The organism is Afipia sp. OHSU_II-C1 (genome assembly GCF_000497575.1).
Lineage (GTDB): Bacteria > Pseudomonadota > Alphaproteobacteria > Rhizobiales > Xanthobacteraceae > Afipia.
The window spans coordinates 15,568-37,870 of sequence record NZ_APJI01000025.1 but is presented as its reverse complement, the minus strand read 5'-3'; the positions used below and the strand labels follow the sequence as shown (position 1 = coordinate 37,870).

Annotated in this window: 21 protein-coding genes and 2 pseudogenes; 4 read left to right on the top strand and 19 right to left on the bottom strand. The window is 56.1% G+C overall.

All coding sequences use genetic code 11. From position 1 onward, the window contains the following. Window positions 1-90 precede the first annotated feature (90 nt). The gene (locus I554_RS0123725; protein WP_024577367.1) at window positions 91-1,608 is read left to right on the top strand and encodes a CoA-acylating methylmalonate-semialdehyde dehydrogenase; all 1,518 of its coding nucleotides are present in this window, start codon (window positions 91-93) and stop codon (window positions 1,606-1,608) included. Window positions 1,609-1,736: 128 nt separating this feature from the next. Here I554_RS0123725 and I554_RS26630 read toward each other — a convergent pair whose 3' ends face one another. Then, window positions 1,737-2,057 carry a group II intron maturase-specific domain-containing protein gene (locus I554_RS26630; protein ID WP_244432847.1) on the bottom strand — a complete coding sequence of 107 codons (321 nt, stop codon included), beginning with the start codon at window positions 2,055-2,057 and terminating at the stop codon, window positions 1,737-1,739. 129 nt (window positions 2,058-2,186) lie between these two features. Continuing rightward, window positions 2,187-2,270, bottom strand: a pseudogene (locus tag I554_RS27045) (transketolase); the annotation flags it as partial. An 82-nt stretch (window positions 2,271-2,352) separates the two neighbouring features. Here I554_RS27045 and I554_RS27505 point away from each other — a divergent pair. Beyond that, a pseudogene (locus I554_RS27505) lies at window positions 2,353-2,686 on the top strand (aldehyde dehydrogenase family protein); the annotation flags it as partial. Window positions 2,687-2,863: 177 nt separating this feature from the next. On the opposite strand, the gene I554_RS0123710 reads toward I554_RS27505, so the two are convergent. Further along, complete coding sequence (locus I554_RS0123710; protein WP_024577370.1) at window positions 2,864-3,913, bottom strand: putative sulfate exporter family transporter; 1,050 nt, start codon at window positions 3,911-3,913, stop codon at window positions 2,864-2,866. 96 nt (window positions 3,914-4,009) lie between these two features. On the opposite strand from I554_RS0123710, the gene I554_RS0123705 reads away from it, so the two are divergent. Continuing rightward, window positions 4,010-4,906 (top strand): LysR substrate-binding domain-containing protein, encoded by an 897-nt coding sequence (locus tag I554_RS0123705; protein ID WP_024577371.1) that lies wholly within the window; start codon window positions 4,010-4,012, stop codon window positions 4,904-4,906. 1,026 nt (window positions 4,907-5,932) lie between these two features. Here I554_RS0123705 and I554_RS0123690 read toward each other — a convergent pair. The 13 genes from I554_RS0123690 to I554_RS0123630 all read right to left on the bottom strand — a co-directional run bounded on the left by I554_RS0123690 (window position 5,933) and on the right by I554_RS0123630 (window position 18,526). Continuing rightward, window positions 5,933-6,583, bottom strand: coding sequence for a flavin reductase family protein (locus I554_RS0123690; protein ID WP_024577372.1), 651 nt, complete (start codon window positions 6,581-6,583; stop codon window positions 5,933-5,935). Window positions 6,584-6,593: 10 nt separating this feature from the next. After that, complete coding sequence (locus tag I554_RS0123685; RefSeq protein ID WP_024577373.1) at window positions 6,594-7,556, bottom strand: carbon-nitrogen hydrolase family protein; 963 nt, start codon at window positions 7,554-7,556, stop codon at window positions 6,594-6,596. A gap of 402 nt (window positions 7,557-7,958) precedes the next feature. Further along, window positions 7,959-8,993: an NrtA/SsuA/CpmA family ABC transporter substrate-binding protein gene (locus tag I554_RS0123680; RefSeq protein WP_024578264.1), complete on the bottom strand. Its 1,035-nt coding sequence runs from the start codon at window positions 8,991-8,993 to the stop codon at window positions 7,959-7,961. Beyond that, window positions 8,990-9,814, bottom strand: coding sequence for an ABC transporter ATP-binding protein (locus I554_RS0123675; protein ID WP_024577375.1), 825 nt, complete (start codon window positions 9,812-9,814; stop codon window positions 8,990-8,992). Before I554_RS0123675 ends, I554_RS0123680 begins: the two co-directional genes overlap by 4 nt. After that, the gene (locus I554_RS0123670; protein ID WP_081710850.1) at window positions 9,811-10,662 is read right to left on the bottom strand and encodes an ABC transporter permease; all 852 of its coding nucleotides are present in this window, start codon (window positions 10,660-10,662) and stop codon (window positions 9,811-9,813) included. The genes I554_RS0123675 and I554_RS0123670 overlap by 4 nt, the downstream gene beginning before the upstream one ends. A gap of 1,087 nt (window positions 10,663-11,749) precedes the next feature. After that, window positions 11,750-12,622: an amidohydrolase family protein gene (locus I554_RS0123665; RefSeq protein WP_024577377.1), complete on the bottom strand. Its 873-nt coding sequence runs from the start codon at window positions 12,620-12,622 to the stop codon at window positions 11,750-11,752. Between the two features lie 62 nt (window positions 12,623-12,684). Next, window positions 12,685-13,356, bottom strand: a complete 672-nt coding sequence (locus tag I554_RS0123660) for a fumarate hydratase C-terminal domain-containing protein (RefSeq protein WP_152527725.1) — start codon at window positions 13,354-13,356, stop codon at window positions 12,685-12,687. A 5-nt stretch (window positions 13,357-13,361) separates the two neighbouring features. Beyond that, the gene (locus I554_RS0123655) at window positions 13,362-14,321 is read right to left on the bottom strand and encodes a fumarate hydratase (protein ID WP_024577379.1); all 960 of its coding nucleotides are present in this window, start codon (window positions 14,319-14,321) and stop codon (window positions 13,362-13,364) included. A gap of 12 nt (window positions 14,322-14,333) precedes the next feature. Continuing rightward, the gene (locus I554_RS0123650; protein ID WP_024577380.1) at window positions 14,334-16,070 is read right to left on the bottom strand and encodes an FAD-binding protein; all 1,737 of its coding nucleotides are present in this window, start codon (window positions 16,068-16,070) and stop codon (window positions 14,334-14,336) included. Window positions 16,071-16,080: 10 nt separating this feature from the next. Further along, entirely contained in the window at window positions 16,081-16,431 is a 351-nt protein-coding gene (locus tag I554_RS0123645; RefSeq protein ID WP_024577381.1) for a hypothetical protein, read from the bottom strand. Further along, window positions 16,428-16,757, bottom strand: coding sequence for a succinate dehydrogenase (locus I554_RS0123640; protein WP_024577382.1), 330 nt, complete (start codon window positions 16,755-16,757; stop codon window positions 16,428-16,430). The genes I554_RS0123645 and I554_RS0123640 overlap by 4 nt, the downstream gene beginning before the upstream one ends. Continuing rightward, window positions 16,754-17,476, bottom strand: a complete 723-nt coding sequence (locus I554_RS0123635) for a 2Fe-2S iron-sulfur cluster-binding protein (protein WP_024577383.1) — start codon at window positions 17,474-17,476, stop codon at window positions 16,754-16,756. The genes I554_RS0123640 and I554_RS0123635 overlap by 4 nt, the downstream gene beginning before the upstream one ends. Before the next feature lie 114 nt (window positions 17,477-17,590). Then, window positions 17,591-18,526, bottom strand: a complete 936-nt coding sequence (locus I554_RS0123630; RefSeq protein ID WP_024578194.1) for a LysR family transcriptional regulator — start codon at window positions 18,524-18,526, stop codon at window positions 17,591-17,593. Window positions 18,527-18,882: 356 nt separating this feature from the next. On the opposite strand from I554_RS0123630, the gene I554_RS27035 reads away from it, so the two are divergent. After that, entirely contained in the window at window positions 18,883-19,536 is a 654-nt protein-coding gene (locus tag I554_RS27035; protein WP_152528588.1) for a hypothetical protein, read from the top strand. Between the two features lie 385 nt (window positions 19,537-19,921). On the opposite strand, the gene I554_RS0123625 is transcribed toward I554_RS27035, so the two are convergent. Genes I554_RS0123625 through I554_RS0123615 form a run of 3 tightly spaced genes read right to left on the bottom strand, consistent with a single transcriptional unit; the run spans window position 19,922 to window position 22,090 of the window. Next, complete coding sequence (locus tag I554_RS0123625; protein WP_152527720.1) at window positions 19,922-20,287, bottom strand: DUF5681 domain-containing protein; 366 nt, start codon at window positions 20,285-20,287, stop codon at window positions 19,922-19,924. After that, the gene (locus I554_RS0123620; RefSeq protein WP_051373167.1) at window positions 20,284-20,709 is read right to left on the bottom strand and encodes a DUF5681 domain-containing protein; all 426 of its coding nucleotides are present in this window, start codon (window positions 20,707-20,709) and stop codon (window positions 20,284-20,286) included. Before I554_RS0123620 ends, I554_RS0123625 begins: the two co-directional genes overlap by 4 nt. Beyond that, the gene (locus I554_RS0123615) at window positions 20,699-22,090 is read right to left on the bottom strand and encodes a DNA methyltransferase (protein WP_081710849.1); all 1,392 of its coding nucleotides are present in this window, start codon (window positions 22,088-22,090) and stop codon (window positions 20,699-20,701) included. The genes I554_RS0123620 and I554_RS0123615 overlap by 11 nt, the downstream gene beginning before the upstream one ends. Window positions 22,091-22,303: the final 213 nt, after the last annotated feature.

Below are 22,303 nucleotides of genomic sequence, written 5' to 3'. Positions count from 1 at the left end.
TTCTAAACAGTAAGTCCAATCAGAACGACTGTTTCCCGCATGCGAGCTGCCCTAACGCTGTCTGCGATAAACGCTTTCAGGAGCCAGAGAATGACAACCGCGCCGTTCACCGCAAAAGACGATGTCCGCCACTATATTCACGGCAAGCAGACCGCCGCAGCCGGCAGCAAGCGCCAGCCCGTTTACAACCCCGCCACCGGCGCGGTGTCCCGCCAGGTCGCGCTCGCCACCGCCGCTGAAGTGCAGGCCGCTGTCGAGAGTGCCAACCGTGCGTTTCCGGCGTGGGCCGACACACCGCCGATCCGTCGCGCGCGCGTGCTGAACAAGTTCCTGCAGCTGATGAATGAACATACCGACACGCTAGCTGCGATGATCACGGCCGAGCACGGCAAGGTGTTTTCAGACGCCCGCGGCGAGGTCTCACGCGGCATCGACATCATCGAATTCGCGTGCGGTATCCCTCATCTGCTGAAGGGCGACCACACCGACCAGGTCAGCACCGGAATCGACAACTGGACCATGCGCCAGCCGCTCGGCGTGGTGGCCGGCATCACACCGTTCAATTTTCCAGTGATGGTTCCGTGCTGGATGTTCCCGGTCGCGATCGCCGCTGGCAATACCTTCATCCTGAAGCCCAGCGAGCGCGATCCCTCCGCCTCAATCTTCATGGCAGAGCTGCTGCGTCAGGCTGGACTGCCTGAGGGCGTCTTCAACGTTATCCAGGGCGGCAAGGACGCGGTCGATGCCTTGATCCAGCACCCCGACGTCGCAGCAGTCTCCTTCGTCGGCTCGACTCCGATTGCTCACTACGTGCATCAGCAGTGTTCGCTGCATGGGAAGCGTGTTCAGGCACTCGGCGGAGCGAAGAACCATATGGTAGTCATGCCGGACGCAGACCTCAACCAGGTCGTCGATGCGCTGATCGGCGCAGGCTACGGATCCGCCGGTGAACGCTGTATGGCAATCAGCGTCGCGGTGCTGGTCGGCGACGTCGGCGACAAGATCGTGCCATTGCTCGCGAAGCGCGCCAAGGCTCTCAGGGTCAAGAATGGCATGGAGCCCGACGCCGAAATGGGCCCAGTGATTACTCGTGAGGCGCTCGAACGCATCGAAGGCTATATCGACCTCGGCATCAAGGAAGGCGCAACACTCGTCGTCGATGGTCGCAACCTGAAGGTCGTAGGCCACGAAAACGGCTATTTCACAGGCGGCACCCTGTTCGATAATGTCACGCGCACCATGCGCATTTACAAGGAAGAAATCTTCGGCCCAGTTCTGTCGTGCATTCGGGTCAAGGATTTCGCAGAGGCAATCCAACTCGTCAACGATCACGAATTCGGCAATGGCGTGTCATGCTATACGCGCGACGGCAATGTCGCTCGCGAATTCGGGCGTCGCATCAAGGTCGGAATGGTCGGAATCAACGTACCGATCCCGGTCCCGATGGCCTGGCATGGTTTCGGCGGATGGAAACGCAGCCTGTTCGGCGACACGCATGCCTACGGCACCGAAGGCGTGCGCTTCTACACGCGACAGAAATCGATCATGCAGCGCTGGCCGGAAAGCACCGAGAACGGTGCGGAATTCGCGATGCCGACGGCCCGCTGATCTCGATCCGCATAGGGGGCGACCTTTTGGGTCGCTCCCCTGCTACACCACCCGGCATGCGGGTCCGCACCGGGCGGTTCGAGAAATTGAGGTCATGAGAGACGGGGCAATCCCAGCCGCTCCGAGGGTCAGCACGGCGTTGAGGAGCATGCCGCTGTTGCGCCACCAGTTCCTTGCACATGGTCGTGCCGCGTTTCCAATGTTTGAGCTGGATGACCCAACCGGTGCCGCAGCCATTGATCCAGCTCTCGCCGGACCTTCGGCGTTTGCGCCAGCCGGAAGTAAGCGCTCCACCCAGAACATAGGGCCGCAACTGATCCACCACATCCTGCAAGCTGCGCCCACCGCTTCGGCAAGTCAGTTGCCGGACGCGTTGCTTGATCCGGCTTGACGGCGACCTTGCGCTTGCCCGCCGTGCACTCGTCGCCGCGAAGAAGTTGATCAAGCATGGTTTTCAACAGATTGAGGTACTCACGCGGGATGGAAAAATTTTGCTCGAGGACGACCTTCCGGAACTCATTGACGACGGAGCAGAACCGACTGATTGCATTAGATAGGCTCAGGGTCGCCACAGAGGTCTCCAGTTGCGCTTCCGGAACGATCTCAGCCTCTATCAGCGTGGCGTAGAACGCGATCACGTAGTGACCAATCGACAACAGGAAACCTTTGCGCCATCTCTACAGTTGGAGGAATTGGCAACGAGACCATGAGGTTCGCGTCTCAATCTCGATCGAGGCCGGCTCGGTGCTCTCTGTCGTCCGTGCAAAGGCGTTCAACGAAGCGGTCGCGCTGCCGTCGGAGCATGAGTACGGCAACGGTGTTTGCGATCTTCACCCGCAACGGCGACGCTGCGCGTGATTTCGCTGCCAAGCGTCAATGTCGCCATCGTCGGCGTCAACGTGCCTATCCCGGTGCCGGTGGCGCACTACGCCTTCGGCGGCTGGAAGCGCTCCGTCGGTGACCTCAACCAGTATGGTCTGGTTCGATTCGCTTCTACACCAAGACCAAGACGGTCACCTCGCGCTGGCCATCGGGCGTCAAGGAGTGTGTGGAGTTCGTCATCCCGACCATGAAATAACTGCCAGCTTCGATACCCCTGAGCCGCTAGCGGACAGGCCTTCGTTGGCCGCAAATGGCAGCAAACGCCATCGGGCGTTCCTCCCATACTGCCCGGGGCCCTGACAAGCTCCCGGCTTCTTTCTATGCCAATCCGTAACAGATCAATCTTGGAGGTTAGGACGCATATGTCCACGGCTCAGAAAAAGCGAATCGCAAGTAAGCTGACCGCTAAGAGCAAGGTCAGCGACAGCAGCACCGCTGCTGTGATGCGAACACCGGCCCGACCGATCAACGTGAGGTCGACACCGAGACCGAGCGCCGCCATCGAAACCACCGTCAGAAAGCCCGCTACCTTGCCGATCGGCGCGATGGCAAAATCGGGAATCAAACCAAGCGAGCGCAATGCCGCAAAGGCAAGAAACGCCGGGATGAACCACGGCACCCATGTAAGCGGATTATTGCCTCCGGGAGCCATTGACGATGACCTGCCTGCTTTGATTCGCATGACCAGCGTCAAACCGATGAGAACCGGGCCTAGCATCAAAACACGAATGAGTTTCACCAGCGTTCCGACCTGCGCACTCACAAAACTTACAGGCACCGTAGCAGCGAGAACCTGGGGCACGGCGTAGACGGTCAATCCTGCGAGAACGCCGTATTGCCTCGATGACAGATCGAACAGCGGGACCAGCAGCGGCAGACCGAGCACAGTGAGAACGCCAAGGATGGCCGTAAACGAGATCGACGCACCAACATCGTCACTGCTCGCATTGATTACCGGCGCCGCCGCCGCGATGGCTGAGTTTCCGCAGATCGAATTCCCGCATGCAATCAAGATCGAGATTTTCTGCGACAAACCAAGCACGCGACTGATGCCGTAGCTGCATACAAGCGAAACCCCAACGATCGCGATCACGATCAGAAGTAGCAGCGGCCCAGACGCCGCAATTGTCGCAAGATTGAGTGATGCGCCTAGCAACACTACGGCGACCTCAAGAAGCTGTTTGGCACTGAATGAGATGCCCGAGGCCCAGCGCTGTCCAGGCGTCCAGACCGCGCGTATTGCCATTCCGAAAAGAATCGCGATGACCAAAGCTTCGATATACGGTGCGCCAAGCAACCCAATCTCAAGCTCCTGCGCCGCTATAGATAGCAGAGTGACTAGAAGGCACAGGGCGACACCCCAGAAAAGTCCGAGAATTTCGTTCCGCAGTGTTTTTCTCTCTTGCGAGACTGAGGTGGTCATTAATCGCGATTTCTTCTTTTACGATGAGAGAAATTTATGCTGCAATCGGATCGCTTGCGATAATATCTTTTTTCACTAGATCGATAGAAAGAAGCTATGTCTCTCAATCTCCATCTTCTGCGTCTGTTCACCGCTGTCGCGCAGTCGGGCAGCTTCTCGAAAGCGGCGGAGATCCTGCGTCTCAGTCAGCCATCGATCTCAAAAGGCGTACGCGACTTTGAGTTACAGCTTGGATGTCGGCTGCTTGACCGCTCTCCCCGCGGCGTCACTCCGACACGCGAAGGACGGGCGCTGATGCGTCATGCAGAAACACTATTCGCTGCCGAACGGTCCGCGGAGGAAGAATTGCGCGCGCTGCGCGGTCTGGACAGCGGCCTCTTACGGATCGGTGCCAGTACGACGATAGCGACTTACCTAATCCCCGATGTTCTTGGTGCCTTCCATGCGGCACATCCTGGGATCGACCTGCATCTGGTCAGCGCCAACACCCGCGACATCGCCGAACTCATGATCGAGCATAAGATCGAGATTGCATTGGTGGAGGGACCGGTTGATGACGATACTCTGGCATCGGAGCCATGGCAGATCGATGTGATGGAGTTGATCGTCAGTCCTGATCATCCATTTGCATCGATAGAGAGCCCGATCGATCCAAAGCTGATCAACGATGAGATTCTAGTGATCCGTGAGCCCGGCTCAGGATCGCGAGAAGTGGTCACACAGGCGTTGGCTGCGCATGGGATCGAACCCGCGCGGACACTCGAGATCGGGAGCACGGAAGCGATCAAGAATACAGTTGCGGCCACGCTCGGTGTCTCCATCGTGTCGCGTTCGGCGACTCGGGATCAAATTGCTCTCGGCCGCCTGAAAGCCGTTGCGATGAAAGGCCTACACATCGAACGCACGTTGTGGAAGTTGAAGGCCATCGGCCAGATTACAATGCCCGCCGCCATAGCATTTGAACGGCTTTTGCAAAAACGGGGCAGAGCATGAAAACGCCCCGCTAGCTCCGATAGAACGCGCGTGCCACAACCAGAGCGATCACGACGAGCCAGAACAGCACAACGCCGGCGCGCGACGCAGATATCTTATCTGACGGCATAGGATCGGCAGACGTTTCTCCGGGTGTGTCTAACAGGCGATCGTTCCGCGTCCGGCGCTCTAAATACGACATCTGCCGATTCTGACCGAAAACAACAGGAGAACAATAGCTTAGCTTTTCATTTTGGAGCTGAAACAGCCAACATTCATGCCATGCAGCGATCTTCAAAGAGAATGATCGTCTGCTCGTTTCGTATTAATACAGAAAACGAAGCAATATCGGGCGCTAAATGGCGGCATTGACCTTTCGTCCACCGTCAGGCGAAAGAGATCCGGCCATGCGTAACGGCCAACAACATTGTTTGCCACGTGCAAGGTCATATGCCGAGCTCTGCCGTCAATATATGCTCACCATTGAATGTTGGACCACGACCTACCTGAGTGGATTGATGATAACGCTCCCGCCGCGCATGAGCATGTCATCCGACTGATCGGTAATTGCATTGTGCATATCCGAGGGGAAGTCTTTCCGGATCAGGTATTGACAGGCGGAAAGCACAAAACAGCGACCTTGGCGCATACTAGCCACCCGACTATCCGATCGTCGGCTGTCGGCGCACAGTCGCGGATTTAAGACACGAGAACCGATCGAGCACGGAGATCGCATAAAGCGGACACTAGCTGTGGAGAGCATCCGGCGTACCATTCGGTTCCCTGACGCCGAATTTTTCGCCCTGACCGGCTGCTCCGAATAGTGCGTGCCAATTGGGCAACGCGCAAGAGGCCGTGCATGACTCGCAGTCTGCCTCCATAGGCGCTAGCGGCCCAGCCGGCGCAGCATTCAGAACAAAACTGCGACCATACTTCCATATAGGTTTGACACTAAGCCCGCTTCGCAGCGCTTTGAAACGAGACCGGATTTCTCTGTGTGTCCGGTATATAACCGGCCGGGATTTATGGGCTCGTAGCCTCCCAGCACTACTTCGGCTCGCGCCGACCACTACGGGCACCACGCCTGATCGGCGCCGGCCGTGCCAACTGGAATAGATCGGCTGGACGCGCATACCATCCGCTGCCGTGCATGCGGGCGATGAGATCCAGTGCAAGCGTGTCAATGTAACCCTTGCTAGCATCAAGGACGAATTCATCCGCCACGTGGGCGCACACGACTTCGCCGATCAAGGCGACTTGCCTCGGTCCTGTCTCGTGAGACGAAATGCTGCGGCATTCGAACGCCACCGGACTCCCGACGATACGCGGCGGTGAAACCATCTGCGATGGTATCGTCCGCAAGCCAGCCAGTGAAAGTTCATCGACCTCGGGCGGCGCATCGACACAGGTCGCGTTCATCGCATCCGCCATCTGGTACGGCACGAGATGCACGACGAACTCCCCGGTCGCGAGGATATTCTCCGCCGTGTCTTTCAATCCCTTTTCGGGATGGCGCAACAGACCAAGCACAACCGTGGGAGGTTCGTGCCCCAGCACATTGAAGAAGCTGAACGGCGCCGCGTTTGCGATGCCGTCAGTCGAGCGGGTCGTCACCCACGCGATGGGGCGCGGAGTAACGGTTGCCGTGAGGATTTTGTAGCGGATGTCCGCTGCGAGCCGGCCCATATCGAAGAGCATATGATCCTCGTCAGGCCTTAGTAGGCGTACCGCTGACCGTGGACACCACCGCTTTCGGCCGATCGTCAACGATAAGCTGGAACACGTCGGGCCGTGAATAATGACCCGTCGCATCGAAATCGTATTTGCCGCGCGCCACGTCATCGAGGTCGATGTCGGCATAGAGAATTGTTTCGCCCTCGAAGTGCGGCCCCGCCAGCACCTTGCCAAACGGGTTGATGATGGCGCTGCCGCCACGCATTAGCACGGTCTCGGGATCGTTGCCGAGCGAACATTCGTAGTTCTCAGGAAACGCACCGCGCTTGAGGTGCTGGCAGGCCGTCAGCACAAAGCAGCGCCCCTCGATTGCGACATGCTGCATGCTGGCCAGCCAGGTGTCGCGGTCATCCGCCGTGGGCGCGCAGTAGATGCTGATGCCCTGGCTGTACATGTGCATACGCAGCATCGGCATATAGTTTTCCCAGCAGATCACCGCCCCGATGGTGCCGAGCGAGGTCTTGAAGACCGGCATGGTGGATCCGTCACCGAATCCCCAGATCAGCCGCTCGCCAGCGGTCGGCATCAGCTTGCGATGCTTGCCCACAAGGCCATTCGCACCATCGAAGAACAGCACAGTACAATACAGCGTGCCATGCTCCCGCTCGATGCAGCCGATGACGCCGAAGACCCCTGTAGCGGCCGTCGCCGTGGCGATCACCTCGACTTCAGGCCCGTCGAGATCGATTGCCTGCTCCCAGTACGTCCGGAATGCTTCGCGCCCTTCGGGCTTGCGCAGCCCGATCGGGGCGCCGAACGAATTGCCTTTGGGATAGCCGCCAAGGAAAGCTTCGGGAAAAACCACCAGTCGGGCGCCGGCCTTGGCCGTCTGTTCGATCAGGCTCACGGCCTTCTGGGCGGATGCGATAGTGTCGGTCGGATTTGACGCGACCTGAACAACGGCGGCCTTGTAGTTGCTGAATTTTTTGGAAGTCATGCCATCGATCCCGGAAGATGAAAGAAGACGAAACACGAGCCGCCGTACGACGGTCCGTGGATTGCGAAGCACGTCTTAGCCGTCGGTATCGAGCTTCGGCCTTTTCGGCAGCACGATTGAACCGATCGTCGCGACCGCCGTGCAGATGACGACCGGATACCAAAAAGCCCTGCGAACACATCGCCGAACGCCAGCGAAAGGTAGGTGGCAAAGAACTGCAGGAAGCCGCGGAACGTACCCGCGCCGTGTTGATGACCACCAGCAGGAAGATAATGTAGCCAGACGATACCCGGCCAAGTCCGCCTTGGCGGGTAACCCGCGCGGCTCAATGGCCACTCAGAGCCGAGCGCGGTCGATCAGGTTCGAGCCAGCGTCCGCGCTGGTAGGAACACAAAGCACGTATCACTGTTTGACCAAGACTGATGCTGGGTCGAATTCCCATGAACTTGCATCGAGGCGTTCCGCCGCGCTCATATCTATTTTTCGCTCAAGAGGTGGCGCGCTGGGGAAGATCTTCAGCTCGAAAGCCTGCCGGCCAAGGCCAAGATATCGATCCTTTTCCGCAGCGTTAAACGAAAGCCGTATATCTTGCTGCTTTTTTGCATTCCATTGCGGGTCGTAAGAAGCTGCTTGCTCTACCGTAGCTGGATCAAGCGCCTGAGCCGCCGCGGGCTCGCGAAACCAAGCATTTGTCTTTTCATGATTGCGCGCAGCAAAGAGAAGCGCCTCCTTGTGAGCCTTCAAAAACCGTTCAACTGCGTCAGGATTTTTTGATCTGAAGTCGTCACGGGCCGCTATTACCATCGTTAGATCCGTTTTGGAGGCGACCACGCGGGCGAGACCTTGGCGAACGAAGTTTTCAATCCAAGGATCCCAAACGAACAAGGCTTCGATCCTATTTGCCTTTAGCGCATCGGTGAGTTCAGCAAAGCTCATGTTGAGGATCTCGACATCCGATCCTCGACGGAGCCCTGCTTCTCCCAGCATATTGAGGGCCGCGAGATGGATAGAGCTCCCTGTGGGTCCGTAGAGCTTCTTTCCTTTAAGGTCTTGGATCGTTTGTATGCTGCTATTGGGAGGGACAATGATCGAACCACGAAACGTGGACTGCCGTGCCACTACTGTCGTAGGCGCCCCCGCGGCGGCCAACGATACCGATGGCATGTCCCCGACAAAACCTACGTCGATCGCTCCCGAGACGAGCGCTTCGTTAACGGCGGGCCCATAACTAAACATCAAAAGCTCGCCCTTAAGGTCATTTTTTTCAAGGATGTTTGTCTTCGCCAAAGTATGGGCTATCTGGGCCGAGACAGGCTGCGACGGCTGCCATCCGATTCTGATAGTTTTACGCTCGCGAGCCGAGGCAGGCGAGAAAACAGATGCGGCAGCAAACGCACCAATGACACCTCGCAAAAATGAACGTCGATTCTCAGTCATCGCACCATCTCCACTGACACTTTTGGAGTTACATCACCGGTTTCGGCCCGCCAGTCGGGACGCAACGAAAGCCAAAGTGTATCGACCAAGTCCCGGTAAGTTTTATCAGACCGCATCTCCGGCACGCGCGGCCGCGGCAGATCAACATCATGAATTTCGCGTACGCGGCCCGGCCTGCTGCTCATTACGACGATGCGGTCTCCCAGGAACACCGCCTCATCGATAGAGTGCGTGACGAAAATGATCGTTTTCTTTGTTTCGGCGGAAATCCGAGCCACTTCTTCTTGGAGCAAAACCCGTGTCTGCGCGTCAAGCGCACCGAAAGGCTCGTCCATGAGCAGTATCTCCGGATTCGGCGCGATGGCCCGAGCGATCGCAGCGCGTTGCTTCATTCCGCCCGATATCTCATGGGGATAACAGTTCTCGAACCCCGCCAAGCGGACGACGCCAAGGAGCTGACGAGCTGCTGCCGCCCGGTCCTTTTTGGCAACTCCCTGTGCCTTGAGGCCGAACTCGACATTCTCCTGGACCGTCTTCCACGGGAACAGTGCATATTCCTGAAAAACAACAGTCCTCCGATGATCGGGACGAGTCACCTCGGCGCCATCGTGCTGGATGGACCCGAAAGTCGACTTAGTGAAGCCCGCAATTAGATTCAGGAGAGTTGATTTTCCACAACCACTCGGGCCGAGCAGCACCAGAAATTCGCCCGCACGAATGTCCAAGTTCACATCGGCCAACGCCGTCACAGCCGCTCCGCGACCGGAGAAAATCTTTGAGACACCTCGAATGCAGATCTGGTTTGATGTGCCCATGTTCATTCTCTTGTCCTTCCACCCTTCCAAGGGATCAGCCGCCGCTCAAGCCAGACCATACCAACGTCCATAGCGAAACCAATTATTCCGATGACGACCATTCCAGTTAGTACGTAGTGTGTTTGTAAAAGCATCCTGCTCTGCTGGATCATGTATCCGAGACCCGATTGAGCAGCTATCAACTCAGCCGCAACGACACACATCCATCCGACGCCTAGCGCGATCCTTAGACCAGGAAAGATGATCGGGAGCGCGCCCGGAATGACAACGTCCGTGACAAGGAGTCGGGGGCCGGCACCCAGGCAACGAGCGGCATTCACCTGCGTGTGGTCGAGTCCTTTCACAGCCGCGAACGTATTGACAAAAATAGGAAACACCGCGCCGATAAAAACAAGGAAGTAGCTTGGTGCATTACCAACGCCGAACCAAAGAATTGCGAGAGGCGTCCAAGCAATCGGCGGTATTGGTCGAAGCGCCTCAACGATAGGCTTGATTAGTTCCGACGCGAGTGACCACCATCCGAGCGCTACACCGAGTGTCATCCCGACAATAGCAGCAATCGCAAACCCGACGAGGACCCGCTCCAAGCTCGCAGCAGCATGCACGAACATAGAACCATCGACAATCATGTCCCTCATTGTACTGAGAAGTACGATGGGCGACGGGAGCAGCAGTGGGTTAATAATTTCAAATGTTGAGAGAAGCTGCCAAAGGAGAATAAACCCACCAATTCCAGCGCAACTGCGAAGAGCACCCCACATCGGCAGAAATGCCGCATCGATTGAATGATGGCCGGAGGGATCGGTTTTTGATCGAGTGGCTGACAATATCTGTGACTGCTTGACTTCTATCATGTCGGGCCTGCTTGCCGTGTGGAACCGTTACTGCTTAGAACGCTAGTTGGCGCCGATACGGAAGGCAAATTAATATAATTGACGGATAATTTCATTTTTTTTTAAGTTGAACGCGAGCGCTATCTCAGTACTGCTGGCAAAACCCTTTCCCTGAAGGTCGCGCGCTCATTTCCAGTGTTTGTCCCGGTCGCGCTGAGAATCCGCTCCGAGAACGCCGTTTTCAAATCATCGACTAGCGCCCGTTGCAAACTTCTACGGTTCGCTAGGTAAGCGGTCGATGCAGCAGTTCGTTTTCAATGCCATTGCATTCCTTTCTATCTTCATCGCGTCCTGCTGAAAGTTTTTCGTCACATCGCTTGGGACCGGCGATCTTCATCGATGGCGCTATGTGGAAGCAGCGCGCGACATCGCCCCGAATGAGACCGACGCAAACATGCCGGTGGTTGACGCATCTACGGAGGAAGTTGAGGGCTTTTCGAGAGGTGCGGGTAAAAGTTATTCCGCACGTTCACCGGCACGCTCGTAACCGCCCGCTGATCCAGAGCACGACCGAGCTTTTCAAACCAGATACGCGGTGTCATAAAATAGCGATGGGGCTAGCCATGCCGACGCAGGGGTCGTCTTTGCGGTCGGCAGCGGTCGTTGCATGGTAGAGCGTCGCGGGAAAAGCCTTCATCTCGACCACTGCACCTTGCAGAGCCGAGGTACAATCCCAACACGAGACGGCTCGACATCGTCTCTGCAGGTACGTCTCAGACGCTCAGATATCGAACCGTATCGTAGATATCACGTTGCCACCCCAGCATTCTTACCGATCTACTCGCGGAGTTCGACCGCGTTTGGAAACTACTATCCGGCCAAACTCCGGTTCAGAACAGCTATCGCCGGTTGCCCCCCGTAGACGACAATCGCGCTCGACACATCTGGCTCCCCACGATGGGCGGATCGTCAAACCTAGCTACCGCCGAGGACTTGGACTTCTGGAAGTTGTCGGATCATCAATGGCGGCGACGAAAGGGGTGCGGCGGGTCGTACTGGAATCGGCAGAGAACGTGGCGTCCAGACCATCGCCTCCATTACATTCCCGTCAGACCCAGTGTGTCTCGTTCGAGGTCACCGCATCGCTCAGGCCTAATAATTCCGCGGCGTTTTGATAAAGGATGCGGTCAAGACTTTCAGGCCGAATTGGAAGAGACCGAAAGAAATCGAGGTAACCCTTGACTGGCGCAAACGGAAACGCGCTTGCAAAGAGGAAGCGGTCTGAAAGCCAAGTGTCGGCAGCTTTCACGTAATCGTCCATGCCCGGCATGTTGGCGAGAAGATAGTCGGGCGATAGATAGAGATTGGGGCGGCGAAAAGCGACATGGAGAATTTGATGGACCCAGGGCCAATTACCGTGGGAAGAGACGATCTTCAGGCATGGAAAATCTCCTAGTACCCGATCAAGCCGCTCCGGTGCAGTATAGGAGAGATCCGGACCCGCATTACCACCTGTCATAAGAATGATCGGGATATCGTGGTCCTCGCAAAAAGCATAGATTGGATAAAGCTGCCGATCATCGGTGTGCAAAGGCGGCGATGAACCGCCTGGCTCAATATTGATGGCTCGATAGCCTGAAGCCATCACCGTGCGGATCTCCTGGACAGCTTTCTTGCGATCAGAAGGGTCAACGGAAGCAACGGGCACAAAACGACCTGGATAGGCGTCGCAAAACTCTTTGATAACCACATTCTCGACAGAGCCTAATTTGCCAGAATTGCGTCCGACCACGACTCCCATATCAATGCCTGCAGAATCCATCTCGTCGATCAGCATCGATACAGATTGCGTTTGTGCCGCGGGCGACGGCTCCAAGCCAATCGCACGCGTAATTCTATCCCGCCGCTCAGCACCGGCGTACATGATAGTATTCAGGAAATCCTTGTAAGGCGGCCTGATTCTGAAATCGATGATGGGCAACGCGGTCTCCTAGTCTGAATACCGTGCAGGAAGAGGGAGCCAAGACTCGACAAAGCGACCATCTAGATCACTTCGTCCGCTTTGTTATTAGTCTCACCAAAGCGACGCAGAGTTGCCGGTCGCGTTCCCTCGTAAAGCTTATCGAGACCGGGGGTGATCTTGGCATTCTCGCGTTCAAACAGGCTATTGCCCCGAAGATCGCTTTCAACCAAGAAGGGGCCGAAATTCTCAACATCAAGCACCCAAACTGCTTGGGCGAGTCCGAGCTCTTCCATCCAGTGGGCACCAACCACGCGGCGAATGCCTCTCCCAAGGAGAGCCCCCGTCCCATATCCAACAGTTGTCAAATAGACTGCATTGTTCGGGACGAAAATGTCACGATACACCTCGGACGTCATGCCGCCCTTACCGATGATGATGTTGCAGCCAGAAAGCTTCAGCCAACCGTCGAGCCACTTGGCGAACCGGAAAGATGCCGTCGCCGTCACAGCCCCAACATTCAAAGTTCCGTCCTGCTCAACAGTCGCCGCCGGAGAGCAGTGGAAATTTACACTTCCCAGGACTTCAACTGAAGCAGGCATGCCTGCGCCTTCTTCGATTGCCTTCTTGTAAACGCCTTCTCGAGCAGTGAAGACACGCCCTGATAGGTACACGACGGTTCCGATTTCGAGAGCGCGTAAGTCTTTGACGCTGGCCGGAAGCTTCAGATGAACCGTTACAAGTTTTTCTGACATCATTCTTACTCCGCAGCGTCGGTCAAGGGTTGCTCCCACTCGACTGTCGCGCGACGGGAGTAGTCGGTGAACCACATAGGATCAGTCCTGAACTCCACGCGCCCATCGGCATGGATGCGAGCGCTAGACCGACGGGACGACAGGCAGAACATATGCACGCTCATGGGCATCCCGCCTGTGTGGCAGTACCCGACCTCAATGTGGCAATCGACAACCATGGAGCTTCCCATGAAGCCCATAGCGCCCATGCCGATATTATTTCCGAGTTCTTTCAACTCGTCTTCCAGTGCGGCAATCTTGGGATCAGGGTTGCGGCTTCCCACCATGCGCAAGCAGGAAGCCTGCTTGCCAAGCACCATGCAGGCATCCTTCGATCCGCCTAGGCCAACGCCAACGATCGCAGGCTGACAAGCAAGGCCTCGCCGACCAAAAGCAATTAGGGTGTCGAGATAGAACCGCTTGATCCCTTCGATACCATCACCGGGGAAAAGCATTCGGTAGTCGGAACCAAACAGCCCCCCCTTATGCACTGTCGTTAGCTCGACCCAATCTCCGTGAGGATGGAACGAGTATTCGATTTCCGGCGCGTTGATTCCGACGTTATTGTTGTGATCCGTGCGCCAGAGCGGATGAACACGGTTCGGGCGAAGAGGAACCGAACTCGTCGCACTTGCGGTTGCGCGACGAAGAGTAGATTCCAAGGCAACCGGCCCGCCCTCGATGCGAGCGTCGTTACCCATCTTCACATACCAACGGGGAACGCCGGTATCGCCACACATGGCCCGGCGATCCTCCTTGGCCGCCTCGTAGTTCTCGAGCATGGCCTGGATCACGAAGGCGGATAGATCGCCCTTTTCAGTGTCGGCGCAGCGGCGCAAGCCCGCGAGATAATCGTCCGGGATTTCAATGGCAGCCTTCGTCATGAGTTCTTCGGCTGTTCGGTAAAGGGCGACAATAGGAATCATGATATGCCTCGTTCATTCAGCGGCATCTTTAACACTAAGAAGCGTTTCGCCTGGTTTGACATGGGTGAACCGAACGAGTTCGTCGGTAATTTTGAGCCCGTCAGACGTCTGCCGGACCATAGTGAAGCACGAGGTAGCGAGATCACCAGCTTCAGGATAGTCGTTGCGGTAATGTGCACCGCGGGAGTTGCGGCGCTGTTTGGCAGCCAACGCGATCACGCGGCTCGTTTCGCATTGCGAACGCAAATTTAGCCAATCATGCCACGTTAGATTAAAGGCCTTGTCGCCATCAGGTATACCGGCTGAAAGAAGCTCAGCCTCGATATCCTCCAGGCCAGTCAGCGCTCGGTTAAGGCTATCCTCGTCGCGAGTAACGCCGACATCCTCCCACATCAGGTCAAGCAGCTTCTCGCGCAGCTTGTTGAGGTCGCCCGGCTTTTTTCCAAAGGGCCGCTGAGCCCTTTCGATTTCGGCGAGGAGCACCTCTTCGTTTGCTGTTCGATGTCCCGGATTTTTCGCAAGCCATGCTGGCATAGTGTCGCCGGCGATGCCGCCGAAGACCGTCGAGTTTGCCACACCGTTGCCTCCCAACCTGTTGGCACCGTGCATACCGCTGGCGTCCTCGCCAGCAACGAACAGACCGGGCATTTCCGTGGACGTATCGGCATTACAGACAAGCCCGCCCATGAAGTAGTGGGCTGTCGGCACCACCTCGACCAAGCCACCTGCCAGATCGAATCCGCAATCGCGGCAGCGATCGACCATGCCCTTGAACTTCTTGGCCACATCCTTCGGCCCAAGATGGCTCATCTTGATATAGACGCCGCCGCCGGGCGTTGTCCGGCCCGCTTTCATCTCGGCATAGATGCCACGGCTCACTACATCTCGAGTTGCTCGCTCAAGCTTTGGATCATAGTCGCCCATGAAGCGGTGCATATCGCCATTGAGCAGATGCCCCCCTGCTCCGCGCAGACCCTCCTCCAAAACGGTTCCCGTCATGCGCGTGTCGGGCCCAGCGAGAAGTCCTGTCGGATGGAATTGAACCATTTCCATATCACGCAGAGGCAGACCGACCCGAAGAGCCATGGCAATGCCATCCATGCTCTTGTCTCCAGATGGCGTATGATACCGGTACATGGTCGGACCGCCACCGGTTGCGAGGAGAACTGCCTTCGCCTCAACAAAGCGGAAGGTCCCGCTGCGAACATCGACGAAGAGGACGCCCGCGATCGAAGCTCCGTCGCGATCCGGGATGAGAGCGAGCGCCCGATGCTCCTCGAGTTTTCTCACGCCCGGCCGTGCCCAGACCTGCTCCATCAAGCGGTTGATAATCTCGATACCGGTTAAATCACCTTTATGGACGGTTCGATCGAATGTCTGTCCAGCAAATGCCTTGCCGTGGAGGGTTCCGTCAGGATTACGATCAAAGAAGCATCCGATTTCGTTCTCAAGCTCTCTAACGCGCTCCACCGCTTTGCTGACCAACGTCCAGGCCAGTTCCTGGTTCGGCAACCACTTGCCGCCCTCTATGGTGTCCATAAAATGGCGTTCGACCGAGTCGCCTGGGTTGAGAGCAACGTTATATCCGCCCTGAACCATGCGGGTGCATCCGCATTTCCCGAGCAGGCCTTTGGTGGCCAGTGTAATGTCCAAATCGCGTCCCGACCGGTTTGCATGGAGTGCCGCAAATAGGCCGGCGCCGCCAGAGCCCAATATCAAAATGTCAGTGCGCAGACGTTCCATGGCCATGACGGAGTCCTCAGAAAACTCTAATTAGAAAGGCGAAAGCAACGAGTGCAGATAACGCCGTAGCGGCCAAAGCAATCATTTTCTGTCCGTCGCGCCATGAGAAGTTTTCAACTAGAAGAAGACGCAGGCCTCCGAGCATGTGCACAAGCAACAGGAAAACCAGGCCGGTTTCCGCAAATTTAACGAGGGGCGCGTCAGTCCATCTCAGAAACCCCTCTAGTTTCTCCCCATCTCCAATCGCCAATCCGAGAGCAAGAAAATGAAGTGGGAGGAATGCCGCCAAGCCAATGCCCGACAACCGGTGGACGAGGGCTGCAAACCACAGGATATTGCGGCGGTGATTGAGCAAGAGAGATGTCATGGCAGCACCACTGCTGCGATGGCGCGCAGTCCCAGCACTCCGAGGAGGAGGGCCAAACCAATCGACGCAATTTCTGCCGTGCGCCGCCGCATAGGCGTCCACTCGACAAGAATGTTTCGTACACCGATGGACGCGTGAATAGTGGCGGCGGCTACGAAGGCGACATAGAAGAGCGCCCAAGCAAAGCTACCGCGTGTGCGCGCGAGAATATCGGACGCCGTCAGGTCCTGCCGCGTTGCATAGAAGATCACCGCAAGATGCACGATCAGAAGCGGCACCATCGCCGCAGCTGTGACGCGCTGCCAAATGTAAAGACGAACGCTCATTTCTTGATGACCCCATCGAGATAAGCGTGCACTGTGCGGCGCTTAAGGCCGGCTATGGCGGCCGTCGGGTTAAGAGATTGCGGGCAAAACTGTTGGCACGTCTGGTGCGAGTGACAGGAGTGGCATCCGCCCCCGGCCGCGACGGCCTCAAGACGTTCTGTCTGCCCCGCATCCCTGATGTCATTAATGAGAGACCAAGCACGGTTCAGGGCAGCCGGCCCCATGTAATCGGCGTTCCAACGCACCGTATCGCAAGCCGAGTAGCAGACACCACAATTGATGCACTCGATCGCCGCATCTGCAGCGAGACGCTCAGGTGTATCGGGCCTGATTTGCTCAATTGGATCATCACGCGTTTTAGAGGGCTCAAAAACTCCCTTCGCGGATTGCCACTTTTCGAAGAACAGCTTCATGTCCGTTGCAAGATCCTTAACGATGGGAAGGTTCTGTAAAGGACCAATTTGAAGAGCGCCGCTCTTGGCAACTTTTGAAACGTGCGTCCGGCACGTCCAACGAGGCCGCCCATTCACCACCATGGCACAGGAACCGCACATGCCGACACGACAAGCAAAGCGGTACGACAGAGTCGAATCCACGTTGCGCTGAATCCAAGTGACAACATCAAGCACGGTCTGATTAGCGCGCTCTGGCACTTTGTAGGTCGTGTAGGAGCCGTCTTCTCGACCACGCCAGATCGAGACTGATAATTCAGATTGCATAGCCTTCGCCTTTTATTCCGGCGGCTAAACGCCAAGGAATTTAGGCTTTTCTAGCAGGTGGGGAATTTTTGTGAAAACGAATAAGATTTAAGATATGATACGATTAAATCGAATCTAGCGCTTGGACTTTCGCCGAGGAAAACGGGCAGTAGAGGCCTTGGACAACGCCAATGATAGCGGGCTTGTCTGCTGAACTTGCTCCTTCAGCTCCGCCAATAACGCTTCGACTAGTCCGGATTTGGAGTGATTCGACGCATGCACGAGTCCAATCAGTCGGTAAATCGGTGGACCCGAGAAGGTGATGGAGCGCACGGGAAGAGCAAAGGGTTCGCTTGTGGTGCGGAGGGGAACGATAGAAACACCCAAACCATAGTGAACCATGGATGTGATGGCCTCTAAAGTATCAAGCGTCATAGTTTCATTAACGCGCAGCTTTCGCTGCTTCAGAAACCTGTCGATGGTCTGACCAACCCAAGCCTGCCGCGTATAGCGAATGAACGGGTATGTGCTCAGTAGTTCTTCAGCCTTTCGACCTGGAGCATCCAAAGGGGCAATCAGCACCAGAGGCTCACGCGCGAAAGGCGACCATTGCATCCCGGAGCCCCCCTCCAGCAGATCGCTGACAATGCCCGCGTCCAAGGTGCCTCTCTGCACTTGCTCCACAACGTCCTTGGACAAGCCCATCGTTAATTCGACATGCAGGCTGGGGTATTTCGCCCTGAGCGCAACCAAAGCTCTTGGCATCATTCCGGTGATGACGCTGGGCACGACCCCAAGCCTCAGTTGGCCCTCTACAGTCGATTGAGCCGCGTGGAACAAATGATCATAAACCTGCACAACTTCAGCAATTCGAGGTAGCAAGGCACGACCCGCTTCACTCAGAACCGGCGGTCGCTTTGATCGATCGAAAAGAGCAAAACCAAGTTCCTCTTCAAGTGACTGCATCTGAGCAGTAATAGCGGATTGAGTCCGATGCACCATCTGCGCGGCTGCCGCGAAGGAGCCACCTTCCGCAATTGCCAAAAACGTCTTTAAATCACGAATCGACACCGGACTCTCCGACAAACGTATTCGGTTTTGTCGCACATACTACCGATGAAGGTTCACTTTCTTCAACTGTCACAATACAAAAAAGCTGAGAAGGAGCTCCACGTGAACGCCAAATTAGGCGCTGCGAGCCACGTGCTCGCTCGAGGATGTCAGCCTCTCGCCTGTGGGGCGTGCATCGAGGCCCGAATTTTCTCTGGAACTCGGCAGCGATCTGCGGACCGGCGGCACGCTGCTCGCCATCGAGACCGCGCTTCAACAGGATGACACTAAGCGAAAGTGGGCGTTAATATACTGCGTCAGTGAGCTTCTTGGACGTCAAGGAAGTGAGCGGTATACTAACGCGACGACCTCTTGAGATGCTGAGAATCTATATGTCCTTATTGGCTAAATTTTTTTCTCCGCATGCCTGGCTCAAAACAACGGAGATCAATCTTCTGATCTCCGATCCAATAGCATACGATGAAGTCGGTTTTCTGAGCCAAATATTTGACAAGGTTCTTATAAGTGGTCACCGCGACGGTCTACCGCGCCGACCGGACCTACACACTTGGCGCGAAAATATCCGCGTTTATGAACCTTTTCCGTGTCGTCAGATCGAAACGGGTAGATCTCTTTCAACTACATGTTCCGCGCGTTGGTTTGATTTAAAGAACTTCCACGTTCTTGTTATATTCGACTCTGGCGGTTTTTCTTTTGCACATCACGAACCCAGCCCGTGGCACGGCACGCTGGAGCACGCGACGCGCATATTCATCGGCGGGATCGAGACAATCTCCGATGACCCGGCACCATCTGATATTCGTGAATTAGCTGACCTGTTAGATAGTGCACCATCAAGGTCAGGAATATTGTTACGTGAGCTGGCCGGTTCTGCATCAACCGTAGGCGGAAGACCACAATTTACTATTTTGGAGTACAACGAGTCTGTCAAAAATGTTATCGTTGCGGCAGCTAGATCGGCGATTGAAGATTCTCTTTTCGAGACAAGATCGGGGCTCGAATCTTATTGAGATAGATTTGGGTTTGATTACGCCGGCAGTATCTCCTCAGTTTCCTGCCTAGGATAAACCTCGTCCCTGCCACGGTGAGCCTAGTGCAGTAGGCTTGTCCCGGATGCCAATGGCGCGCAATCGACGTGTGACGACAGCACCATAGATGCGATCACGATCGCGAATGAGGTAGCGCGGGGCCTCATTCCAGGGAAATGCCTCTGTTAACTGGTGTGCAACCCGTTCTGTCGTTAGGTTTGCCGTGGCGTGGATCCAGACGAGGTCCCTACGAATCGAGCCGAACGATGATAAACGCATAGAGCAGATCGAAGCCAATGGACGGAACGACATCGCATTCCATAACGGCTCATTACGCGAATCTACACACACTTCGTCCACGACACGATCAGATCTTCATCTCGCGATCGCTAAACACCCAAACCACCGGATCACCGGACGGTACGCGGCTTGGAAATTTCACTCGAAGGCCTTGCAGGAGTCGCGTAGCAGCGGGATCCTTATTCAAGGACATTGTGTAGATTTGCCTGACGAGCGCCTCCCAACGTGTCATGTGTTGCGCTCCACCAGAGTCAGCCACCTCAATGAACTCGGCCAATACCTTTCTAAAGATAACGGCCGATGACAGCACAACACTGGTTTTTCTTGGCCTTCCCTTCGGATTTCCTGATCTTCCCTTTTTGAATTGCGACGCCTTCGGAGGCTTCCCATAGCCGGCATTACGTACGTTGCCGCCCGCTGAAGATTTTGTCATCGTCCCGTACCTGCGACCATGTTGACTGCATACCTCTCCCAGTTTGGGCCAAATCTTTCGACCACCTCGGACTGCGAGATGATTTCTGGAGAAACGTCATGCTGAGCCTCATCAGAAAAGTACTTTTCTGCCATCTCGAACACCAGCCGGGCCGATCTGACGTCACCCTTTGTCGCCTTCGCTATCAACTGCCGAAAATCGATCTCCACCTTTGGCATGCGCTTCCGCTTGCCGTTATTGATCACGATGATTTCTTCACTGTCGATTTGCTCCAGTACCCCTGCCGGATCCACTGCGATAGGTCGCCTTTTGGGCCGACCGCTTGGGTTGCCTGAGATACCCTTCTGAAAACGTGAATGCTTTGGCGGATTGCAATAGCCAACGGATTTATCGTGCTTCGTTTTGCGCAGCTTACTCTTCATCCTGCTTCTCCCCTTCAGCTTCAATCTCGCGGAATGTCTTGTCGTCCGAGGCCCGCCGCGCGTCGCGCCCTGTGAGATTCTGCCACCGGCGAATAGTCGTATCGACGTAAAGAGGATCGAGCTCCAGGCCGCAGCACCGGCGGCCAGTACGTTCCGCCGCGAGCAGCGTGGTGCCGCTCCCCAGAAACGAATCCAGGACAATGTCGCCGCGATTGGAGCAATCCATGATGGCGTCCATGACCATCGTGACGGGCTTGGCGGTTGGGTGGAGTGCCAAAAGATTGTTGCCTCGGCGTCCCTGAGTGTTTGCGCCAGCATAGTTCCAGACGTTCGTACGATGCCGACCGTTCTTGCCAAGCTCGATGTTATTTATGTGTCGCGCGGTGCCGGCTTTAAACACGAAGATGAATTCATGCTGCGAGCGGTATAGCGAACCCATACCCGCGTTGTTCTTCGCCCAGACGTTGATGTTCTTCAGATCTGAATAGATCTGCTTACCGGCGGCCAGCAACTCTTCTGCGTGCCGCCAATCCATGCAAACGAAATGAATTGAGCCATCGGCGCTAAAATCAACAAGAAGACCGCAACAGCTAGTCAGAAACCGAGTGAACTCAGCGGAGGTCATTTCACCGGAGGCTTGAGCGAACTCGCGGTGTTTGATCCGGCCATTTCCGGAAACATGACCGTCGATCCGGACGTTATATGGAGGATCGGTAAAAACGAGCTGCGCCCGGTTATTTCCCATAAGTAGCTCGAATGCGGCCTCGGACGTGGCGTCCCCGCAAAGCAGGCGATGTCCGTCGAGAAGCCAAAGATCTCCTGACTGGCACACGGCGGCTCCGGTGATTGATCCTTGCTCCTCAGGGTCCTGAGTGCCTTCGCGACCCAGATTCTGAATCGTCAGATCGATCTCGGGCACTGAGAAGCCGGTAACTTCGATCTCGAAATCAAGGTCCAGTTCTTGGAGCGCGACAAATTCCTCGCCGAGCAGCCTTTCGTCCCAATGCGCATTAAGCGCAAGCTTGTTGTCCGCGATCCTGAGCGCTTTCAATTGCGCCGAAGAGAGGTGCTTCACCTCAATAACGGGCACTTCAAACATGCGCAGCTGCTTGGCTGCCAGAACGCGCCCATGGCCGATGATCACCTGCCCTTTGTCGTCAATCACGACCGGCATGATGAAGCCGAATTCGCGGATGCTGTCCGCGATCTGCAGCACCTGTTTCTGCGGATGCTGACGAGGATTGCGCGGATCGAGGGTCAGACTCTCGACGCTTCGATACTCGATTTGGAAACTGCCGGTACCAACATTCGTCAAGGCGGTGCGATCGCCTCTATTCACGGCATCTTTAGCAAAATGCGTTCGTCTCAGTGCACGATTCATAGAAAAACCCTCTCTAAGAGGGCTTTTCAGTTACACGCCGTATTCTCCTGATCTATCCCGATTAATTCGGGAGGCGATGTAGAGGCGTCGGACGCCACCCCAAGCCCAAGTTGCGATCAATGGGGAGGGCGAGATCAATGCCATGTGCTTGCAGCATTGCAGCGGCCATCGACAGAAACGAAGGGTGTCGCTTCGCTAACGTGTTGGCCTTGC

Excerpts from the sequence above, each read along its gene's own strand:
- I554_RS0123725 (WP_024577367.1), top strand. The coding sequence starts at position 91 with ATGACAACCGCGCCGTTCACCGCAAAAGACGATGTCCGCCACTATATT.
- I554_RS26630 (WP_244432847.1), bottom strand. The coding sequence starts at position 2,057 with ATGCTTGATCAACTTCTTCGCGGCGACGAGTGCACGGCGGGCAAGCGC.
- I554_RS0123710 (WP_024577370.1), bottom strand. The coding sequence starts at position 3,913 with ATGACCACCTCAGTCTCGCAAGAGAGAAAAACACTGCGGAACGAAATT.
- I554_RS0123705 (WP_024577371.1), top strand. The coding sequence starts at position 4,010 with ATGTCTCTCAATCTCCATCTTCTGCGTCTGTTCACCGCTGTCGCGCAG.
- I554_RS0123690 (WP_024577372.1), bottom strand. The coding sequence starts at position 6,583 with ATGCTCTTCGATATGGGCCGGCTCGCAGCGGACATCCGCTACAAAATC.
- I554_RS0123685 (WP_024577373.1), bottom strand. The coding sequence starts at position 7,556 with ATGACTTCCAAAAAATTCAGCAACTACAAGGCCGCCGTTGTTCAGGTC.
- I554_RS0123680 (WP_024578264.1), bottom strand. The coding sequence starts at position 8,993 with ATGACTGAGAATCGACGTTCATTTTTGCGAGGTGTCATTGGTGCGTTT.
- I554_RS0123675 (WP_024577375.1), bottom strand. The coding sequence starts at position 9,814 with ATGAACATGGGCACATCAAACCAGATCTGCATTCGAGGTGTCTCAAAG.
- I554_RS0123670 (WP_081710850.1), bottom strand. The coding sequence starts at position 10,662 with ATGATAGAAGTCAAGCAGTCACAGATATTGTCAGCCACTCGATCAAAA.
- I554_RS0123660 (WP_152527725.1), bottom strand. The coding sequence starts at position 13,356 with ATGTCAGAAAAACTTGTAACGGTTCATCTGAAGCTTCCGGCCAGCGTC.
- I554_RS0123655 (WP_024577379.1), bottom strand. The coding sequence starts at position 14,321 with ATGATTCCTATTGTCGCCCTTTACCGAACAGCCGAAGAACTCATGACG.
- I554_RS0123650 (WP_024577380.1), bottom strand. The coding sequence starts at position 16,070 with ATGGCCATGGAACGTCTGCGCACTGACATTTTGATATTGGGCTCTGGC.
- I554_RS0123645 (WP_024577381.1), bottom strand. The coding sequence starts at position 16,431 with ATGACATCTCTCTTGCTCAATCACCGCCGCAATATCCTGTGGTTTGCA.
- I554_RS0123640 (WP_024577382.1), bottom strand. The coding sequence starts at position 16,757 with ATGAGCGTTCGTCTTTACATTTGGCAGCGCGTCACAGCTGCGGCGATG.
- I554_RS0123635 (WP_024577383.1), bottom strand. The coding sequence starts at position 17,476 with ATGCAATCTGAATTATCAGTCTCGATCTGGCGTGGTCGAGAAGACGGC.
- I554_RS27035 (WP_152528588.1), top strand. The coding sequence starts at position 18,883 with ATGCTGAGAATCTATATGTCCTTATTGGCTAAATTTTTTTCTCCGCAT.
- I554_RS0123625 (WP_152527720.1), bottom strand. The coding sequence starts at position 20,287 with ATGACAAAATCTTCAGCGGGCGGCAACGTACGTAATGCCGGCTATGGG.
- I554_RS0123620 (WP_051373167.1), bottom strand. The coding sequence starts at position 20,709 with ATGAAGAGTAAGCTGCGCAAAACGAAGCACGATAAATCCGTTGGCTAT.
- I554_RS0123615 (WP_081710849.1), bottom strand. The coding sequence starts at position 22,090 with ATGAATCGTGCACTGAGACGAACGCATTTTGCTAAAGATGCCGTGAAT.